At 68.6% G+C, this 18,143-nt stretch carries 17 protein-coding genes; 3 read left to right on the forward strand and 14 right to left on the reverse strand.

Going from position 1 to position 18,143, the window contains the following annotated elements; genetic code table 11:
* Positions 1-74: 74 nt before the first annotated feature.
* The 4 genes from OV287_RS36535 to OV287_RS36550 form a co-directional block, all read right to left on the reverse strand.
* Positions 75-791: an HvfC/BufC N-terminal domain-containing protein gene (locus OV287_RS36535; RefSeq protein ID WP_267538657.1), complete on the reverse strand. Its 717-nt coding sequence runs from the start codon at positions 789-791 to the stop codon at positions 75-77.
* Entirely contained in the window at positions 788-1,651 is an 864-nt protein-coding gene (gene bufB / locus OV287_RS36540; RefSeq protein WP_267542477.1) for an MNIO family bufferin maturase, read from the reverse strand. Before bufB ends, OV287_RS36535 begins: the two co-directional genes overlap by 4 nt.
* A gap of 83 nt (positions 1,652-1,734) precedes the next feature.
* Positions 1,735-1,992: a hypothetical protein gene (locus tag OV287_RS36545; protein WP_267538658.1), complete on the reverse strand. Its 258-nt coding sequence runs from the start codon at positions 1,990-1,992 to the stop codon at positions 1,735-1,737.
* An 87-nt stretch (positions 1,993-2,079) separates the two neighbouring features.
* Entirely contained in the window at positions 2,080-3,504 is a 1,425-nt protein-coding gene (locus tag OV287_RS36550; RefSeq protein ID WP_267538659.1) for a M61 metallopeptidase family protein, read from the reverse strand.
* A 349-nt stretch (positions 3,505-3,853) separates the two neighbouring features.
* On the opposite strand from OV287_RS36550, the gene OV287_RS36555 reads away from it, so the two are divergent.
* Both OV287_RS36555 and OV287_RS36560 read left to right on the forward strand, forming a co-directional pair.
* Positions 3,854-5,446 carry a helix-turn-helix domain-containing protein gene (locus tag OV287_RS36555; protein ID WP_267538660.1) on the forward strand — a complete coding sequence of 531 codons (1,593 nt, stop codon included), beginning with the start codon at positions 3,854-3,856 and terminating at the stop codon, positions 5,444-5,446.
* Positions 5,447-5,455: 9 nt separating this feature from the next.
* On the forward strand, positions 5,456-6,325 hold the full coding sequence (locus OV287_RS36560) for a tetratricopeptide repeat protein (RefSeq protein WP_267538661.1): 870 nt from the start codon (positions 5,456-5,458) through the stop codon (positions 6,323-6,325).
* 1 nt (position 6,326) lies between these two features.
* On the opposite strand, the gene OV287_RS36565 is transcribed toward OV287_RS36560, so the two are convergent.
* From OV287_RS36565 to OV287_RS36575, 3 genes are all read right to left on the reverse strand, one after another.
* Positions 6,327-6,803, reverse strand: coding sequence for a hypothetical protein (locus OV287_RS36565; RefSeq protein ID WP_267538662.1), 477 nt, complete (start codon positions 6,801-6,803; stop codon positions 6,327-6,329).
* Positions 6,800-7,576 carry a sulfite exporter TauE/SafE family protein gene (locus tag OV287_RS36570; RefSeq protein ID WP_267538663.1) on the reverse strand — a complete coding sequence of 259 codons (777 nt, stop codon included), beginning with the start codon at positions 7,574-7,576 and terminating at the stop codon, positions 6,800-6,802. The genes OV287_RS36565 and OV287_RS36570 overlap by 4 nt, the downstream gene beginning before the upstream one ends.
* 99 nt (positions 7,577-7,675) lie before the next feature.
* The gene (locus OV287_RS36575) at positions 7,676-8,590 is read right to left on the reverse strand and encodes a zinc dependent phospholipase C family protein (protein ID WP_267538664.1); all 915 of its coding nucleotides are present in this window, start codon (positions 8,588-8,590) and stop codon (positions 7,676-7,678) included.
* A gap of 100 nt (positions 8,591-8,690) precedes the next feature.
* Here OV287_RS36575 and OV287_RS36580 point away from each other — a divergent pair, with 100 nt between their 5' ends.
* Positions 8,691-10,274, forward strand: coding sequence for a leucyl aminopeptidase (locus tag OV287_RS36580; protein ID WP_267538665.1), 1,584 nt, complete (start codon positions 8,691-8,693; stop codon positions 10,272-10,274).
* A 6-nt stretch (positions 10,275-10,280) separates the two neighbouring features.
* On the opposite strand, the gene OV287_RS36585 is transcribed toward OV287_RS36580, so the two are convergent.
* From OV287_RS36585 to ruvB, 7 genes are all read right to left on the reverse strand, one after another.
* Entirely contained in the window at positions 10,281-10,889 is a 609-nt protein-coding gene (locus OV287_RS36585; RefSeq protein WP_267538666.1) for a hypothetical protein, read from the reverse strand.
* Positions 10,890-10,982: 93 nt separating this feature from the next.
* A complete protein-coding gene (gene pyrF, locus OV287_RS36590; RefSeq protein ID WP_267538667.1) occupies positions 10,983-11,708 on the reverse strand; it encodes an orotidine-5'-phosphate decarboxylase in 726 nt (241 codons plus the stop codon).
* Positions 11,705-12,976: a DUF4388 domain-containing protein gene (locus OV287_RS36595; protein ID WP_267538668.1), complete on the reverse strand. Its 1,272-nt coding sequence runs from the start codon at positions 12,974-12,976 to the stop codon at positions 11,705-11,707. Before OV287_RS36595 ends, pyrF begins: the two co-directional genes overlap by 4 nt.
* A gap of 14 nt (positions 12,977-12,990) precedes the next feature.
* Positions 12,991-14,070 (reverse strand): thioredoxin domain-containing protein, encoded by a 1,080-nt coding sequence (locus OV287_RS36600; RefSeq protein WP_373371927.1) that lies wholly within the window; start codon positions 14,068-14,070, stop codon positions 12,991-12,993.
* 80 nt (positions 14,071-14,150) lie between these two features.
* A complete protein-coding gene (gene lpxC / locus OV287_RS36605) occupies positions 14,151-15,080 on the reverse strand; it encodes a UDP-3-O-acyl-N-acetylglucosamine deacetylase (protein WP_267538670.1) in 930 nt (309 codons plus the stop codon).
* A gap of 429 nt (positions 15,081-15,509) precedes the next feature.
* Entirely contained in the window at positions 15,510-16,964 is a 1,455-nt protein-coding gene (locus OV287_RS36610; protein ID WP_267542478.1) for a hypothetical protein, read from the reverse strand.
* Between the two features lie 32 nt (positions 16,965-16,996).
* Positions 16,997-18,037, reverse strand: a complete 1,041-nt coding sequence (gene ruvB, locus OV287_RS36615) for a Holliday junction branch migration DNA helicase RuvB (protein ID WP_267538671.1) — start codon at positions 18,035-18,037, stop codon at positions 16,997-16,999.
* Positions 18,038-18,143: the final 106 nt, after the last annotated feature.

Consider the following 18,143-nt stretch of genomic DNA (forward strand, 5'->3'; position numbering starts at 1 on the left):
CGGCACCCGCTCCGGCGGCTCCGGTCCACGCCGGAGCCGCCCTCACCGGGCGGTGGTCTCCGCCCGGTGAAGCCTCAAGGCGACAGGACGAGGCCGTCCTCCACACAGGACGCCACCGCGGCGCGGATGTCGGCCTCGGCCACACCCGTCGCCTCCGCGACCTGGGGCGGCGTCAGTCCCTCCACCGCCATCTTCAACGTCAGCAGCGAGCGGTCGTTCGCGGCCAGGAACATCGTCACCAGACGCTCCGGGTGGCGCCACAGCAGCGCCATTTCCTGCCCCCGCTCCGGCGGTCCCCGCTTCTGCTGCCGCACGTACGCGCAGAGCTGGAAGGGGTGCTCCAGCACCGCCAGCGTGGGGTTCACCGTCAGCCGCTCCACCCGCGCCGGCACCGGCTCCATCGACGCGTACACCGCGAAGTCCGTCCACTCGAAGCGCGCCAGCGCCGGCAGGAAGTCCGGCAGCCCGCGCCTCACCGCCTCGTCCGCGAGGAACCCCGGGAAGCCCTCGCCCAGGCGGTTCATCTCGTAGGGCCGCGAGGGACTCGAGGCCTCGTACGCCCGCACCAGCTCCGCCCATCGCGCCTCGTCCACGCCCGCGCGCGTGAGCGGGTAGAGCTTCCCCAGCGTGGACGTCACGTGGTGGCGCACCATCGCCCCGTAGAGCGACACCCGCGAGCGCGGCGCGTCCCAGCCCGGGTGCGCCGCGTAGAGCCGATCCAGCGCGTCCGGGCCCGGCCGCGTGAGGTACTGCTCCATCGAGTCGAAGAAGCCGCGCAGTCCCGGTTTCATCGCGCCACCGCCCGGGCCAGCTCAACCTCCGCCAGCATCGCCCGCGCTCGGTCCGCCTCGTCCAGCACCGCCTCCAGCGAGGGAATGTCCTGGTCCCACTCCATCAGCGTCGACACCGGCCCCGTGCGCTCCAGCACATAGCGGTACAGCGACCACACCTCGTCGCAGACCGGCGCCCCGTGCGTGTCGATGATCACGTCCGGCTGCTGCTCGTGGCCCGCCAGGTGGATTTGAACCACCCGCTCCAGCGGCAGCGCGTCCACGAAGGCCCTCGGGTCATACCCGTGGTTCTGCGCGTTCACGTACACGTTGTTCACGTCCAGCAGCAGGCCGCAGTCCGCCTCCTCGGCCACGTGCCGCAGGAAGGCCGCCTCATCCAGGGTGCCCCCCGGCATGCGCGCGTAATAGCTCGGGTTCTCCAGCAAGAAGGGCCGGCCCACCCGCTCCTTCACCTCGCGCACCCGCGGCACCACGTGCTCCACCGCCTCCTCCGAGAAGGGCAGCGGCAGCAGATCATGCAGGTACGCGCCTCGCAGCCGCGAGTAGCAGAGGTGGTCTGAGAAGAAGGGCGCGTCCACCCGCTCCACCAGCGCCTTCAGCCGCGAGAGGTAGTCCTCGTCGAGCGGCTCCGGCCCGCCGATGTTCAACGCCACCCCGTGCGGCAGCGCCGGCCAGCGCTCCACACACGCATCCAACGCGCGCTGCGAACGGCCCCCCAGGGTGAGGAAGTTCTCGGGGATGATCTCCACCCAGTCCAGGGCGCGGGAGGTCTCCGGCAGCCGCGCGTAGAACTCGCGCCGCAACCCGATGCCCGCCCCGAGCGGCTTCAGCCCATGTCTGCGCGCATAGCTCACCGGCAGCTCCTCAGGAAAAAGACACGGGCGGCGGGAAGAGGCTCCCCAGCCGCCCGGAAGACAACCCCTGAGACCTCAGGGGCTATTCATTACTGCGGCTTGGCGCCGCCACAGCCGCTGGCGCCGCACTTGTGCTCGCCACCCTTCTCCTCGGTGGTGCCGGCCTTCTGGCCACCGCACTGAGCCTCGCCGCCCTTCTCCTTGGTGGCGGCCGCGTCGCCCTTGCAGGAGTTCTCGCTGCCCTTCTCCTCGGTGGCGGCGGCCGCGGGCTTCGCGGTCGCACAGCCGGTCGCCAGCGTGCCGAGGGAGAGGGTACCGACGATGGCAGCCATGGTCTTGATGTTCATGGTGGTTCCTTTCACTGCGTGGGTTGATCGTCTGCGAGGAGCTCGCGCCCTGTCCTACGCCTGACGGATTTTCCGGTTACAGGGACCTCACCGAGGGACCATCAGGGCGTCCCGAAGCGGGCTGTCCCGTGTGCTTCCCAGCTCGACTCCGTCCGGCGCGCGCTCCACGCCCAGCGCTTCTAACAGAGGCTCCAACTCGGCAAAAGCTGGCCGGGTCAGGTGGCGAGACAGCACCTCGTGGAAGAGCGGCCGGCCGGCAACCGAGTCCACCGCAGCACCGAATCCATCGAAAGTTGCAATGGAGCCAGACGCAGCAAGCCGCTCGAGCACCTCGTCGAGACCGCGCGTGTTGCCAGGGACGCGGCGCAGCTCAACGTCCAGGTGCAGGGCGACGAGCGCACCCGTCCAATACGTGCCCATGTAGGAGTCACCCCGAGTGACAACGTCCTCCATCGTCCGTGAGCCCACGGCGCGGCGTCCTCGCTCGAAGCCGGCCAGCAGCTCCATCCACGCACGCTCCGGGGTCTGCCTGCCCGAGCGCGCCCGTGCCAGCTCCGTGTAGTAGGTGGCCAGGCCCTCGGACAGCCATGCGACACGCGGGAGGATGACCGGATGCGCCAGGTGGAGGATCTCGTGCACGGCCACCCAGTCCCGAGTGAAGGAAGCTGGCTCTGCATCCTGGCCCACCAGCAGCGAGATGCTCGGTGGAGTGCTCCACAGCACCATGCCGAAGGGAACGGGGTCCTCGCGTCCTGGCACCGCGACGAGGCGCACGGTGACGCGCGGGTACGGGAAGGAGCGCCGCACCGTCAGCACCTCGCTGGCGGCCTGGTGGAGCCACGCACAGAGGGCCGAGTCGTCCATGCGCGACAGGCGGCCGATCACCGCCACCTCCACCACCGCGCCCGGCAGACGCACCGTGCACCGCCGTCCGCCGAAGCCGTGGAAGCCTGAGTTCACCAGATCCTCCCCCGTCAGCCGATAGACACCGCGCTCATCCGGCTCCCAGGGCAGCAGCGCGTCCACGCCCTCCACCACGAGCTCCGCGCTCGAGACCGGGCTCACCGTGCGCGGGCGCAACAGCCAGGCCCGGCCCGCGACATGCCAGGAGTCGCCCTCGCCCATGCCAGTGAAGAAGCCCGCGTGTCTCCCGCGCGAGCGCGCCTCCAACGGGTAGCGGTAATGCAACGAGCGTGTGCCCGGAGGAACGAGCACGTGACCATCTGCGGGCACCGGCAGTTCGCGCTCCGAACCATCCCGGCCGAAGACGCGCACCTGCTCGACACCTCCGGGCTGGCTGAAGAGGAACTCGAGCGGAGCCCCCTCCCCCACGCGGACGAGGCCCACCTCCAGCGCGTGTTGGGGCTCGCGCACGTAGGTGACGTGGTAGCGCAGGGCACCCGACTCCTCGCGAGGAGCCAGCGTGCGCGCACGAACCGGCTGACAGGAGCACAGCGCCCACCACAGGGCGGCGGTTGCCACGAGGAAGAGACCCGGCCTGGACGGAGGCATGGCCCACCTCTCCCATGCCACCCGGGCAGCCGACCAGCCCTTGGGTCTCCCGCCATACCCCCAACCTCTTGGGCTCCCCCGGTATCAGTAAACCGCAAGGGTAAAACTTTGACAGCCAGCGGCATGTACCGTGGGACAGGTCGCAGAGCGACCTACCAAGCGTTGTAAAATCAACCACTTACCCACTGATGAACACGTTGGGATGCCCCCCAGGGCCGCTCGGGGTTCCCTGCCAGACAGGGGTGGTTGCATCCGAAAACGTTTATTGCAAATCGGTAAAAGCCTCCGCACAGTGGGCGTGTCGGAGGGACCCGGTACTGGAGTGACACCACCCCTCCAGGACGCGCAGATGAACGAGAACGCACTCAACGCGAACGTGGGCCTGAAGCTGCGCAGTCTGAGGCTCGCACGGAACATCAAGCAGACAGACGCGGCCAAGGACCTGGGGGTCTCCCCGGCGTACCTGAACCTGATCGAGAAGGGCAAGCGGGTGATGCCCTTCCCGCTGCTGTGGAAGGCCCTGCGGTATTTCGATCAGGACCCCGAGCAGTTCATGTCCACGCTGGGCGAGGGCCGGGTGGACGAGGCGCTCGCGAAGCTGCTGGACGAGCCGCTGCTCAAGAGCCTCGATATCGATCCGGAGTCCCTGCAGAGCCTGTCGGCGGAGCCGAAGCTCGCGGGCACGGTGGCGGCGCTCTTCAACCTCTACAAGAACACGCGCACGCAGTTGGAGAACGTGCTGGCGCAGCTCAACGCCGAGGAGCAGGCGCGCACGCAGGCGGTGCCGGGCAGCGCGTCCGGGCCAGGCCTGCGCTTCGACTACTCACCCTTCGATGAGGTGAGCGACTTCCTCCAGACGCATCACAACTACTTCCCCGAGTTGGAGGAGCAGGCCGAAGCGCTGCGGCGCGACTTCAAGCTGGGGCGGCTGCTCACCAGCCAGCAACTGGTGCCGCTGCTGGAGGAGCGCTTTGGCTACCGCGTGCGCTTCGAGTCCGCGGTCAGCGGCTCCTCGGTGGTGCGCCGGTTCGATCCGGAGACCCAGGAGCTGATCCTCTCGCCGGACCTGACCGAGCAGCCGCTCAAGTTCCAGCTCGCCGCGTCCATCGGCCTGATGGCGCTGGACCGGGAGAAGCTGGTGGAGCGCATCGTCGGGGCGGCGCGCACGCGGCACGCGGAGACGCTGCGGCTCATCAAGGTGAACCTGGCCAACTACTTCGCCGGCGCGCTGATGCTGCCGTACGGGGACTTCTTCAAGGAGGTGGAGCGTACGCGCTACGACGTGGAGCTGCTCTCCAACCTCTTCGGCACCACGTACGAGACGGTGGCCCACCGGCTGTGCAACCTGTCGGATCCCAAGCGCAAGGGCCTGCCCTTCCACTTCCTGCGCTCGGACATCGCCGGCAACATCTCCAAGCGCTACAGCGGCACGGGCATCAAGTTCGCCACGGGCGGTGGCTCGTGCGGCAAGTGGGCCGTGCACCTGGCCTTCCTCAACCCGTCTCAAATCACCCGGCAGTACTCGATGATGCCGGACGGCACCTCGTACTTCTGCTTCGCGAAGGTGCAGCTGCAGCCGACCGAGGGCTCCATCGTGCGCGGCACGGCCTACTCCATCGGCCTGGGGACGCACGCGGAGAACGCGAAGTACCTGGCGTACGGACTGCCCACCACGGATCTGCGCAAGGACGCGGTGCCCAGCGGCATCTCCTGCCGCTTCTGCGAGCGCACCGACTGCAACCAGCGCGCGGCGGCCAGCTACCGCTTCGCCTTCTCCTTCGACGAATACACCAAGAAGGACTGCTTCTTCTCGCCCCTGCTGGTGCACGAGGCCGGCCGCGGCAACGGCGGCGAGCACCGCAATGGCGAGCACCGCGAGTCGCTCCGTGCGGATTCGCTGGACAAGCAGCCGCGCCGACGCAACAAGGGCGAGGAGCACTGAGCCCCGATCATGAGCCTGACCGACACCGAACGCGCCCACATCCAAGAAGCCCTGCAGAACCAGCGCAACGCGCTCGCCACGACGCGCATCACCGGCGACCCGGCGGAGATCGGCAAGGGGCTGGTGTACCTGGCCGAGCTGCACGGCATGCTCGAGGACCATGCGGAGAGCCGCCGCCACTACGAGGAGGCACTGGGCCACTTCCAGACGGCCGGAGACAAGCACGGCCAGGCGCAGGTGCTCTTCGGCCTGGGGGTGGTGAGCGCCAACTTCGAGGATCACCGGCGTGCCATCGAGCACATCGCCGGAGCCACGGCCCTCTTCAACGAGCTGAAGGATCAGGAGAACGAGGCGCTGTGCCGGGCAGCCATCGGCGAGTCGCTGCGCTCGCTGGGCCAGGCCAAGGGCGCCGAGGAGAAGTACCAGGAGGCGCTGCTGCTGTACCGGCAGGCGAAGAACGGGCCGCGCATCGCCCAGCTCCTGTTGGACATCGGCGACATCCGCATGGAGGCGGGCGAGTACGAGGCGGCGCGCAAGCGCTTCTCGGAGGCACTGCCCCTGTTGGAGAAGGAAGGCGATCCCGAGCCGCTGGCGCTGTGCCGGTTGCTGCTGGGCGAGGCAGAGGGCCTGCTGGGCAACCACGATGCCGCGCGTCCGCACCTGAAGGAGGCGGCGGAGCTGTACGAGCAGCTGCATGACCATGCCTACGAGGCGCGGGCCCGGTGGGACCTGAGCATCGCGTGCACCTTCGTGCAGGACTGGAAGACCGCGCGCGCCGAGCTCGAGGCGGTGATTCCGCTCTTCGAGGAGCAGGGACGCGCCGACGACGTGGCCAAGGCCCGGAAGGTGTTGGCCCACTTCGACGCGCGCGGGGTGTGACTCAGGCGTGGAGTCCCGCGCCTACGGCCAGCGCGAGCAGTCCCAGTACGCCAGCCGCATAGAGCGCGTACTTCCACTCGCCGCGGATGCCCAGGGTGGTGCCGGCCACTACTAGCCGCACCACGGGCGTCACCAACAAGGCCGAGGCCGCGCCCTTGCGCAGCACGTCGATGGCCACGTGCACGGTCTCGGACTGAGGCAGGGACTCCAGCGCTAGCGAGGCGAGGAAGAGCCCTCCGCTGCACATGGCGCCACCCCGGAGGAGCCGGGAGATCCACTGCTCCCCCGCCTCCGCGCGCGCAACTTGGGCTGAGGTGCTCGCCCGCCCGGGAATAACGGGGGCAGCAGAGGCTGATTGAGGCTGGGGAGGTGCCGTCTCCCTCTGTCCGGAATGGGCCACACGCGGCAACTCCACCTGGACGGTGTTCTGCACCTTCACGGGAATTGCCCCCGTCACCACGGGGGGTGCACTCGTCATCTCGGCAGGCTCGGCCACAGTCCCTCCCCTCCCTTCCACAGCATCTGGACTGCCACCAGCAGCAGCACCAGAGCGAACAACCTCCGCAACACCGACGTGGGGACGCGAGGCATCAGCCTGCATCCCACCGAGGCACCCGCCAGCACCCCCACCACCAGCGGCGCCACCAGCGCGAGCTTCACGTGCCCGCGCCAGGCGTAGGCGGCCACGCTCGCCGCCCCCGTCACGCCGATCATGAGGTTGCTGGTGGCGCTGGCCACCTTGAAGGGCACCCCCATGCCGTAGCTCATCAGGGGCACCTTGAGAGGACCGCCTCCCACCCCCAGCAGCGCTGACAGGCCCCCGGCTACGAAGGAGCCGGAGATGCCCAGCGGGAAGTTGGTGGGCACGTACTCCTCGATACCCTGCTCCGGCGGCGCACGTGCCAGGAGCATCTGCGCCGACACGTAGAGGGTGAAGAGCCCGAACACCAGGGCCACCCACGCGGGAGCCAGCAGGGCCGCCACCAACCCACCGACGATGGCCCCCATCACCGTGGCCAGCTCCAGCGTCAGCCCGAGGCGAATGTCACTGAGTCGGCGCTCCACGTAGCTGGCCGCCGCGCCGCAGGAGCTGGCCACCACACACATGAGGCTCGCGGGGACGGCATCCTCCAGCGGCACCTTGAAGCCCAGGACCAGGGTGGGGACGAGAATGACCCCTCCACCTACACCCAGCAGCGCGCCGGTGAGGCCCGCGAGGACACCGGCGGATATCAGGAGGAGAAGCGTCATACCCACGAAGAGGATAGGGGCCGCCTTGCTGATCGGATAGCGGCATTCCCCTTGACCCTCGGTGCTCGATCGGCCGGTTGCTCTTCGTGCAGAGCGCGCCTACGCGGCGCATGCACCAATGGTGCCCTCGGGGAACTCCTCGAGGAAACGCGCACGGGCACGCGGAGTGAAAATGCCGCGCGCCATGTACGCCAGCAGACGGCGCAACACCGCGCGAGCCTGATCCACTGCGAGTTCCACCTCGGCGGCGAAGTCGAAGGTGTCGTTGCGGTACAGCTCCTGGAAGCTGAGCTGCGACCAGGCAGGCAGCGCCCGCATCCGACCCAGGGGGCTGGAAAGGTAGAGCCCCGCCAGGTAGAGGCCCCGGGCCCACCCGTCCACCTGTTGTTTGGTGGGCGCTTCCTGCAGCGTCTCCTGCGAGGCCAGCCGCACCAGCTCGTAGATGCCGCGGCCGATGCCCTTCACCGGAAAGCCAGCGCTCTTGGTGACCTCGAACTTCGAGCGCAGGCGCGGGCTGCCCACCAGGTCCACCCCGTGCAGCTCTCGCAGGTAGAAGAGTGTCTGCGTCCATTCAATCTGCCGGTGGGCCACGAGCGCGTGCTCGCCCCGGCGCCGATGGCGAATCACCAGGCTGTCCACTCGTGGATGAAGCGCCCTGTCCAGGGAGAGGTGGGTGAAGTAGCCAGCCAGCAGCGCCAGCCCGGCCTCGGTGCCCACCAGCGCTCCGGCGGCCACCAGCTCGGCCATCTTCAGGCCCATGCCCACGGGCGCCTTCTCATGGTACAGCCGCGCGAAGTGAGGCCAGTCCTGCCCGGAGTAGCAGGCGCGCAGCCCGCCTCGGACGCCTTCACACAGGGGGAGATCCGGCAGCGCCGCGCCGAAGCGCGCATAGGCCAGGTCCTCGGACAGCGCCCGCGCGAAGTCCTCGGGCAGCTCGCCTGGGTTGGCGGCCAGTCGTTCAATCGCCGTGAGATGCAGCAGCAACGAGGGCATATGCCACGGACGTAGCCACATGGAGACGTCCATGCAATGACGGATCGCTCGACCGTTCTTGCCTGAAACATTCTCGGCGCTACAGTCGCGACCCCCTATTTCTCAGGAGCCCGTGTCCCTCATGAACTTCAGCTTCATCTCCGGCGAGGCCGCCCGCGCGAGCGGCGAGCTGCTCGTGATTCCCCTCTTCGAAGGCGAGACCGGGGACAAGCCGCCCGCGCCGCTGGCCGGTTCCGACAAGGCGCTGGAGGGCCGGCTCCTCACCGCCGCCACCCAGGAGGGCTTCAAGGGCAAGGGCGAGCAGAGCTTCGTCATGCATGCGCACGGCAAGCTCGAGGCGGAGCGCGTGCTGCTGCTGGGCCTGGGCTCTCGCAACAAGTACACCCCCGAGGTGCTGCGCCTGGCGGCCGGCCGCGCCGCGAAGACGGCCCAGCGCCTCAAGGTGCGCACGCTCGTGTTCTCCGTGCCCGAGACGCAGGACACCCTTGCCGCCCTGCGCGCCGTGGTGGAGGGCCTGGAGCTGGGCGCCTATCGCTTCGAGCGTTACAAGTCCTCGGCCAAGGAGGAGAAGAACGCCCCCAAGCTGACCACGGTGCGGCTGGCCCTGCCCGGCGGCGTGGACAAGACGAAGGAGCACGATCAGGCGGTGGCGCTCGCCCAGCGCGTGGCGGAGGCCACCAACTGGGCGAGAGACCTGGTCAACGAGCCCCCCAACGTCGTCAACCCCGAGGCGCTCGCCCGGGCCGCGCAGGAGATGGCGCGCGAGGCGGGCATCAAGATCTCCGTCGGCAGCCGCAAGGAGATTGAGAAGCTGAAGATGGGGATGTTCCTCGGCGTGGCGCAGGGCAGCCACAACGAGCCCAAGCTCATCCACGTCGAGTACACGCCGAAGAACGCGAAGCACGCGAAGAACGCCCCGGTGGCGCTGGTGGGCAAGGCCATCACCTTCGACTCGGGCGGCCTGTCGCTCAAGCCCACGGACTCCATGGTGGACATGAAGACGGACATGGCCGGCTCGGCGGCGGTGCTCGGCGCCATGAAGGTGATCGCCACCCTCAAGCCGCCCTTCCCCGTGCACGCCTTCATCGGCGCCTGCGAGAACATGCCCTCGGGCACCTCGTACCGGCCCAGCGACATCCTCGTGTCGCGCCTGGGCAAGACGGTGGAGATCACCAACACGGACGCCGAGGGCCGCCTGGTGCTCGGTGACGTGATGACGTGGGCCACGGAGCACAAGCCGGCGGTGCTCATCGACCTGGCCACGCTCACCGGCGCGTGTGTCGTCGCCCTGGGCAACTACATCGTGGGCGCCTTCGGCGAGCACGACGGCGCGGTGAACGACGTGCTGGATGCGGCGCGCGCTGCGGGCGAGGAGATGTGGCGCCTGCCGGTGAGCGAGCTGCAGAAGGACGTGCTGCGCTCGGATGTGGCGGACATGAAGAACTCCGGCGAGCGGTGGGGCGGCGCCATCAACGCGGCCCTCTTCCTCAAGGAGTTCGTCGGCGACACGCCGTGGGTGCACCTGGATATCGCCGGCCCGTCCACCAGCCCCAAGGAGCGCGGCTACCTGGGCAAGGGCGGCACGGGCGTGGGCGTGCGCACGCTGGTGGAGTACGTGCGGCGCCGCGCCAACCAGCTCGAGGGGAGCGAGGCCACCGAGGCCCCCTCCTCCAAGCCGGCGCGCGGCGGCAAGGCCAAGGGCTGAGCCCTCTCAGGTCTGCTCGGGCACGACAGGCAGCGGGCGAACGCTCTCGAAGAGGGCGTTCACCGCCTGCGGCACCTCGTCCGGCGCACTGGCCGGCCAGGTGGCGAGCATCATGAAGACGTGGCCGGCGCTGCCGTCGCGCACCACCACCCGGCCACGCACGTTGTTGCCCACGCTGAAGTAGAAGCCCACGGCGCTGTCGGACATGGGCAACGGCTCGGGCTCGCTGGTGACGAAGCCGGGCTGGCTGCGCAGGCCCACCGTCAACCGCTCGGCGAACTGAGCGGGCGAGGCCACCGCGGGCGCCACCTGCAAGACCACCTGGGCGCCGCTGCTGGGGTGGCGCAGGACGACGGGAATGGTGAGCCCCTCGGGGGTCTGCTCGTCCGTCTGATCCAACTGCCAGTCGCCGCCGGGCTGGATGAGCTCGAAGCCCATCGCGTGGTCCACGTAGCGTCGAGAGGCCAGATCCTCGGAGTCCATGGACTGTTCGCGGGCCGCCACTCCGGAACCACCCGTCCCCGACCCGGAAGGCTCACGCACCGCCTGCCTGGCCCCGCTGCACGCCGTGCACAGCGCGAGCAAGCCCCACCCCAACAACCGCCTTGCGTCCATGTGTTCTCCCCGGCCGGATGGCCTTGCGGGGACAACCTGGGGACGGCAGTCAAGGGCGGCCAGGGGGGAATGGCGAGACCGCACCGTCCGCTGTCAGGCGGTGGAAACTTCCTCGGCGATGGAACGTGCAGCGCTCAGCGGATCAGCAGCGGTGTGGATGGGACGACCCACCACCAGCAGGTCCGCGCCCGCACGCACCGCGAAGGCAGGCGTCTCCGCACGGCTCTGATCCCCCTTGGCAGCGCCCGCGGGACGGATGCCGGGAGTGCACAGGAAGGGAGCAGGGCCAAGCTCGCGGCGAAAGGCCTCGGCCTCGCGGGGCGAGCACACCAGCCCGTCCACACCCGCCCCCACGGCCAGCTTCGCCAGCCGCAGCGCCGCCGCCTCCGGAGCGCCGGAGAGCCCCACCGAGGCCACATCCTCCGCGGACATGGAGGTGAGCACCGTCACCGCGAGCACCCGGGGAGCCTCGTGCCCCTTGGACCGGGCGCCCTCACGAGCGCCCTTCACGGCGGCCTTCAACATGGCCTCGCCCCCAGCGGCGTGCACGGTGAGCAGGGACACGCCCAGGGCCCCGGCGCGAGCGGCCGCCAGCTCCACGGTGTTGGGGATGTCGTGCAGCTTCAGGTCGAGGAACACCTTGGCGCCCAGACGCTGGAAGGCGGCCACGGCGGCAGGGCCATGCTCGACGAAGAGCGACAGGCCCACCTTCGCGTAGCCCACGTGGGGAGCCACCTGCTGGTAGAGGCGCAGACCGTCTTCCAACGGGAGATCCGCGGCGAGCGCGAGCCGGGCCCGCGCGAGAGAAGCGTCCGTCACGAGAGTCCCTCCTGGAGTTCTCGGTAGCCGCGGTAGAGCCGCTCGGACATCTCGCCCGGCAGCACGTTGCGCGCGGAGAAGAGCGCGTAGGAAACGAAGGCGTCGAGCGCCTCGAGTGTCATGGCGCGAGCCAGCGCCTCGCCACCACTGGAGACGTTCTGGCGGATGCGCGCCACATCCACCCGGCCATCGGGGCCGAGCGTCACCCCCTCGTAGGCCGACTCCAGGCCCTGCTGAGGCGACTCGAGGAAGCCGCGCATCAGGTCCGGGTTGGCGCCCGCGAGGCGCAGCGCGGTGTGGATTTGAGCCAGCAGCGCGTTGAAGCGCTCCTCGGGACCCAGCGGCACCATGGGAGCCACGGGAGGAGGAGGCACCGCCATGAAGGTGCCGGAGGCGCGCCGGGGCAGGGGCGGCGTGGTGCTCTTCTGCTGGACGAGGAGGGCCCCATCCCGCGTGCGCTCCTCCACCCAGGTGAGGAAGGAGAAGAGGCTTCCCTCCCAGACGGAGCGCAGCGCGCCCAGCGTGGTGCCGTTCGCGGCCGTGGCGAAGAGGGCCTCCTCACCGAGCGGTGGAGCCTCGGGGCCAGCCACCACGGGCGTGTCGTCCGGGAAGTGCTTGCGCAGCCGAGCCACCACCTCGCCGCGCTTCATGCCTTGCAGGACGAGGTCCCGGGTGCGCTCCTGGAGCTTCACCGCGTCGCCCTCGGGCGGACGCCCCTCGAGGAAGAGGAAGCTGCCCTCGGCCATCTCGAAGAGGTTGAGCACCACCTCGCGCACCAGGTACGTCATGGCGCTGTAGAGGTTGGCCTCGGAGAGGAAACCCTCGCGGGTGAGCACCGCGCCGATGCGCAGGGTGGGCGTCACCTTGCCGAGGGCCTGGTGCAACTGCTCGGGAGTGACGAGCCCTAGCTGAACCACCACGGCGCCGAGCCGCTCATGGTGCACGCTGGAGACGGCGAAGACAGGCTGCCCGTCTCGGAAGCTGACGGTGCGATGGACCAGGCCGTGCTGGAAGATGAGCTGACCGCTGCGGATGCCCGACAGGACGTGGCCGAGCACTTCCTCCACGGACAGGGAGCTGAGGCTGCCGGCGAAGAAGCCGGTGAGCGCAGCGGGCTCCCGCAACAGCACCATCCCCTCGGGCGAATGGAAGTGCGCCGCGAGGGGACGGCCGGGGGAGAGGTTGGCGGCGAGGGGGCGCTCCAGCTCGAGCACACCCGGCTCACCGCTCAACCCCACACGAGGCGTTGCCTTGGGGCGAGACGCCACGCGGAATGGCTCCTCTACTTCTTCGGCTGGAGCTCGGCGTCGATGACGCTCTTGAACTCGTCGAAGGGCTGGGCGCCGGAGATCAGGATGCCGTTGATGAAGAAGGCCGGGGTGCCGTTGACGCCCGCCTTCTTGCCGTCGGCCAGGTCGGTCTGGACGATGGAGCCCTTCTCACCGGAGTCCAGGCACTTGTCGAACTTGCCGGTGTCCAGGCCCAGCTCCTTGGCGTAGCCCTTGAGCGCCGGCACCTCGAGCGCCTTCTGGTTGGCGAAGAGCTTGTCGTGCATCTCCCAGAACTTGCCCTGGTCCTGGGCGCACAGCGAGGCCTCGGAGGCCTTGGGCGCCTGCTGGTGGAACTCCAGCGGGAAGTGGCGGAACACCAGGCGGATCTTGTCCGGATAGGCCTTCAGCACCTGATCCACCGTCTCGTTGGCGCGGCTGCAGAACGGGCACTGGAAGTCGCTGAACTCCACGATGGTGATGGGCGCGCTGTCCGGGCCCTTCGCGGCGCCCGTGGCGGCCACCTGCTTGCGCTCCACCGGCGGCTTGGGCGGCTCGGGCAGGGTGATCTGCACGTTGGCCGTCTTCTTCAGCTCGTTGAAGAACTCGCGCGCGCGCTCCTGCTTCTTGGAGCCGCTGAGGAAGTCGACGATCTGCGGCTTGACCTGCTCATACGTGGTGCCAGGGGGCAGCCGATCCTTGGCCTCCTCGTACATCTTCTTGAGCTCTTCCTCGGGCGGCTGCGGGATCTTGTCGTCGACCTCGGCCTTGATCAGCTGCTCCTCGGTGAGGTTGCGCTTCTTGGCCTCGGCCTGCACGAGCTTCTCCACCACGAAGCCCTCAATGCCCTGCTTGCGCAGCTGGTACTTCTGCTTCTCGAGGTTGGCCAGCGGCTCCTTGATGCGATCGTTGAGCTCACCGAAGGTGATCTTCTGGCCGTCACCGAAGGTGGCCACGACCGTGTCCGGCGTGGGCTCCGCCGAGGTGGTGGTCGTCGTCGTGGGGGCAGTCGCCGGAGCCTTCTCCTTGTTGCAACCGGAGAAGAGAGAGGCCGCGAGAAGCGCGGCCAGAATGGTGGAAGAAGTTGAGCGCATGAGCATGGGTACGGGTCCTTAGTCGAGAAAACCCCGGACTCGCAAAGAAATTTCTCATGCCCTCCGGGGCCTGCGTGTTGTCAGGCCACCAGCGGCTCGAGGCCGATCTCCGGCAGGCGCAGCTCGGGCAACTCCAGATGCTTGCGGGCCGGGACGATCTCGTAGCTGGAAGGATCCGCCAGCACTGCCTTCACGAGCTTCTGGTTGAGCGCGTGCCCCGTCTTGAAGGCCTTGAGGTGGCCCACCACCGGGTGGCCGAACAGGGAGATGTCTCCCACGGCGTCGAGAATCTTGTGGCGCACGAACTCGTCCGGGAAGCGCAGGCCGTCCGGGTTGAGGATGGAGAACTCGTCCACCACGATGGCGTTCTCCAGCGAGCCGCCCCGGGCCAGGCCCATCTTCTTGAGCATCTCCACATCCCGGAGGAAGCCGAAGGTGCGCGCGCGGGAGATCTCACGGGCGAAGCACCGATCAGAGAACTCCAGATCGAAGGACTGCTCGGTGATGAGCGGGTGCTTGAAATCAACGGTGCAGGAGATGCGGAAGCGGTTGGCGGGAGAGAAGCTCGCCTCCTTGTCCCCATCCACCACGGAGATCGTCTTCTTGATGACGAGCAGACGGCGGGGCTCCTCCTGCTCACGCACACCGGCCTCGGCGATGAGGGAAGCGAAGGGGGCGGCGCTGCCGTCCATGATGGGCACCTCGGGCCCGTCCAGCTCCACGCGCACGTTGTCCAGCCCCATGCCGGCCAGCGCCGACATCAGGTGCTCCACCGTGCTCACCTTCACGCCGTCCTTGCCCAGGGTGGTGGCCAGCGACGTGTCCACCACGTACTCAGTGAGGGCGGGGATGGCGACCGGACGCGGCGTGTCCGTGCGAACGAAGACGATGCCGTGGTTCACCGGCGCCGGCAGCAACGCGAGGTTCACCGGCGCGCCGGAATGGAGCCCCACGCCCTGGCAACGAACGGGGTGCGAGAGGGTGCGCTGGTTGTACGAGGTGTAAGGCATGATCGGTGTCGCCTCTGAATCGATGCGGGTGCTGCTCTGCCCCACCCCTGGAGGCTCCTCCAGGGACAGGCCCGTCAATGTTCAATGCTCATCTGACGCGCCGCGTATCGATGCAAACCACACGCCAGTGGGTTGCCACCTGGGAGGAAGACCGGTGAGGTCCCCTCGGAGCCCCAAGTGTATGAATCCACTGGAGTTTTTGTCTGGTTCGCCTGGGGGCCCGAAACCGCCGGCCACCCTCCCCCCCTCGACTCGCTGTGCACCTACCCCGTCACCGTGACAAACGTGTCAGAACTTCGACACGCCGCGCTCCGTCAGGGCGCGTCATTGCGCGACCAAATAACGCAAGCGGATGCCTGGAATCAAACGGTTGGCGAACGAATCCGTGACACAAGGAGTACTTACGGTGACGGATTCACGACAACTGTGTCACCGGGTGGCGGCGAGGAAGCGATCGCGGAGCAGCTCGGCCTCGGCCCGATCGAAGTTGAAACCCCGGAGCTGGGCGCGGCGGCTGACGGCGGCGAAGGTGTTCTCCAGCACCATGGAGAAGGCACGCAGGTCCTCGATGAGGCGAGTGCGGACAGCGGGACCCTCGGGCGGCCAGGGGAGCTCGGTGAGGAGCGCGCTGAAGCGGTCGAAGGCCTCGTAGTCCACGTAGCGCAGGAGCTGGTAGCTGCCGTCCTGGAAGTAGCCGAGGAAGGCCACGATGCTGGAGATGACGGACTCCGCGGAGACGACGTCGTCGTTACGCAGGTGTCCTTCGGCGGCGCGGCACAGCTGAGAGAAAACCCAGAGGTCCTTGCGCAGGCGCTCGGCAGCTTCCATCGGGGAGGCAAGCTGCTCGAAGGGAGCCTCGCCCGTGGCGGAGCCAGGAGAGAGTGCCTCGGTGAGGGCCACCACCTGGGTCTGGAAGAGCTGGGTGAAAGCGTAGGAGGCACGGGCGGCGGCGGCGCGGTCCCGGTCCAGCTCGACGAGGATGTCGCGGGCGATGCGCTCCGTCTCGCGGGCGATGTCGCGGGCGGCGCGCAGGCACGCGGCCTGAAGGGGCTTGGGACCAGCCTTGGGAGCCAACTCGTTCTTCAGGTAGCCCACGAGGCTGAGGGCCTCGCTGCGCACCAGGGCGAGCACCACACGCACGCGGCGGGGGATGGGGCCCTGCGCATCCTGGCTGACGTAGGCCAGACAGTGCAGCAAGCGGAACAGGCTCAGGTAGGTGGTGGTGAAGAGGGGCCGGGTCTCCACGGGCACCGTGGAGAGCAGCGTCAGCAGGCGCACCGAGCGCAGCCGGTCGTACTCCAGGCGGAACTCGTTGAGCCGGAAGGGCCGGAAGTAGCGGTTGAGGACGATCTCCCGCAGGACGAGGTTGCCCACGTCGTTGAAGAGGCTCAGCCCGCACACCGGAAGCTGCAACAGGTGGTCGATGAGGTTGCGCAGCGACTCGAAGGACTGGCGCAGGACGAAGAGGCTCTCCTGGGGCGTCTCCTGGTCCAGCTCGCCCTCGATGCGAGAGCGGCGCGTGTTGTCGTCGGCGAGCTGCGTCTCGACGTAGCGACGGAACTGGAGCTTCTGGTTCGAGTCGGGATCCAGCAGGTGCCGGGCGAGGCGGATGGCCTGGCTGAGGGTGGCGCGGACGTCCTTGAGCTCCTCGCGGAAGTCGCGGGTGACGAGCGGCTTGTCCTGGGCGTCGATGACGCCATTGTCGTGGAGTTGGACGTAGCGCTCCACGGCGCGCAGGAGCATCTCGAACTCGAAGAGGAGCTCCTCGCGGGCCTCCACGGGCAGGGCGCGCAGCCAGCGCTCACGCTCGGTGAGGAAGCCGGCGCGGGTGCCCTGAGAGGTGCGGACGAGCTCCTCGTAGAAGTCACGGGGAACGCGGGACATGGGAGGAGCCGGGACGGCGGTGGCGGTGGTGCTCACCAGAGGGACCCCTGCCCACCCGAGGTGGGCGCCTTCTTGTTGAAATAGCTGTACGCATGGTGCGTGGCCGTGCGGCCGCGCGGCGTGCGCTGGAGGAAGCCTTCCTGGAGGAGGAAGGGCTCGTAGACGTCCTCGATGGTATCGCGCTGCTCGCCCACGGCGGCGGCGATGGTCTCCACGCCCACCGGGCCCCCACCAAACTTCTCGAGGATGGTGAGCAGGATTTTGCGGTCCATCGCGTCCAACCCGGAGGCATCCACGCCGAGCCGGGTGAGGGCCTGGGCGGCCAGCTCCTGGGTGATGGTGCCATCGCCCTCCACCTGGGCGAAGTCGCGCAGCCGGCGCAGCAGCCGGTTGGCGATGCGGGGCGTGCCGCGGGCGCGGGTGGAGATCTCCTTGGAGCCCTCGCGGTCCAGCTTCACCCCGAGGATGCGCGCCGAGCGGTTGAGGATCAGCTCCAGGTGCTTGGGCTCGTAGTACTCGAGCCGCTCCTGAATCTGGAAGCGATCGCGCAGCGGCGACGTGAGGAGGCCGGTGCGGGTGGTGGCGCCAATGAGGGTGAAGGGCGGCAGATCAATCTTCATCGCCCGGGCAGCGGGGCCCGTGTCGATGGTGATGTCGAGCCGGAAGTCCTCCATGGCCGGGTAGAGGTACTCCTCGATGGCGGCGTTGAGGCGGTGGACCTCGTCGATGAAGAGGATGTCGCGCTCGTTGAGGTTGGTGAGCAGGCCAGCCAGGTCGCCCTTGCGCTCGAGCGCGGGACCACTGGTGACGTGAATGCCCACGCCCAGCTCGTTGGCCATGATGTAGGCCAGCGACGTCTTGCCCAGACCCGGAGGGCCGGAGAAGAGACAGTGATCGAGCGCCTCGCCCCGGCTCCTGGCTGCCTGGACGTACACCTTGAGCTTCTCGACGACGGCGCTCTGCCCCACGTACTCGTCGAAAGAGCGCGGCCGCAGAGAGGCCTCGACCCGAACCTCGTCGTTGAGCGCCTCCTCATTGAGCGTGTCGTCGGATTTCCGCTTCGCCTTCGCCATACCCCTCGTTCCTCTGCCGTCACCCTACCAGAATGGCCCCCGTGTCGCGGCTCCTCTCGCGGCGCTAGATTCCGGCCGCCCGCCGCCAGCCCGCCTGCCCAGGGAG

It is taken from the genome of Archangium lansingense, assembly GCF_026626635.1.
Taxonomy (GTDB): Bacteria; Myxococcota; Myxococcia; order Myxococcales; family Myxococcaceae; genus Archangium; species Archangium lansingense.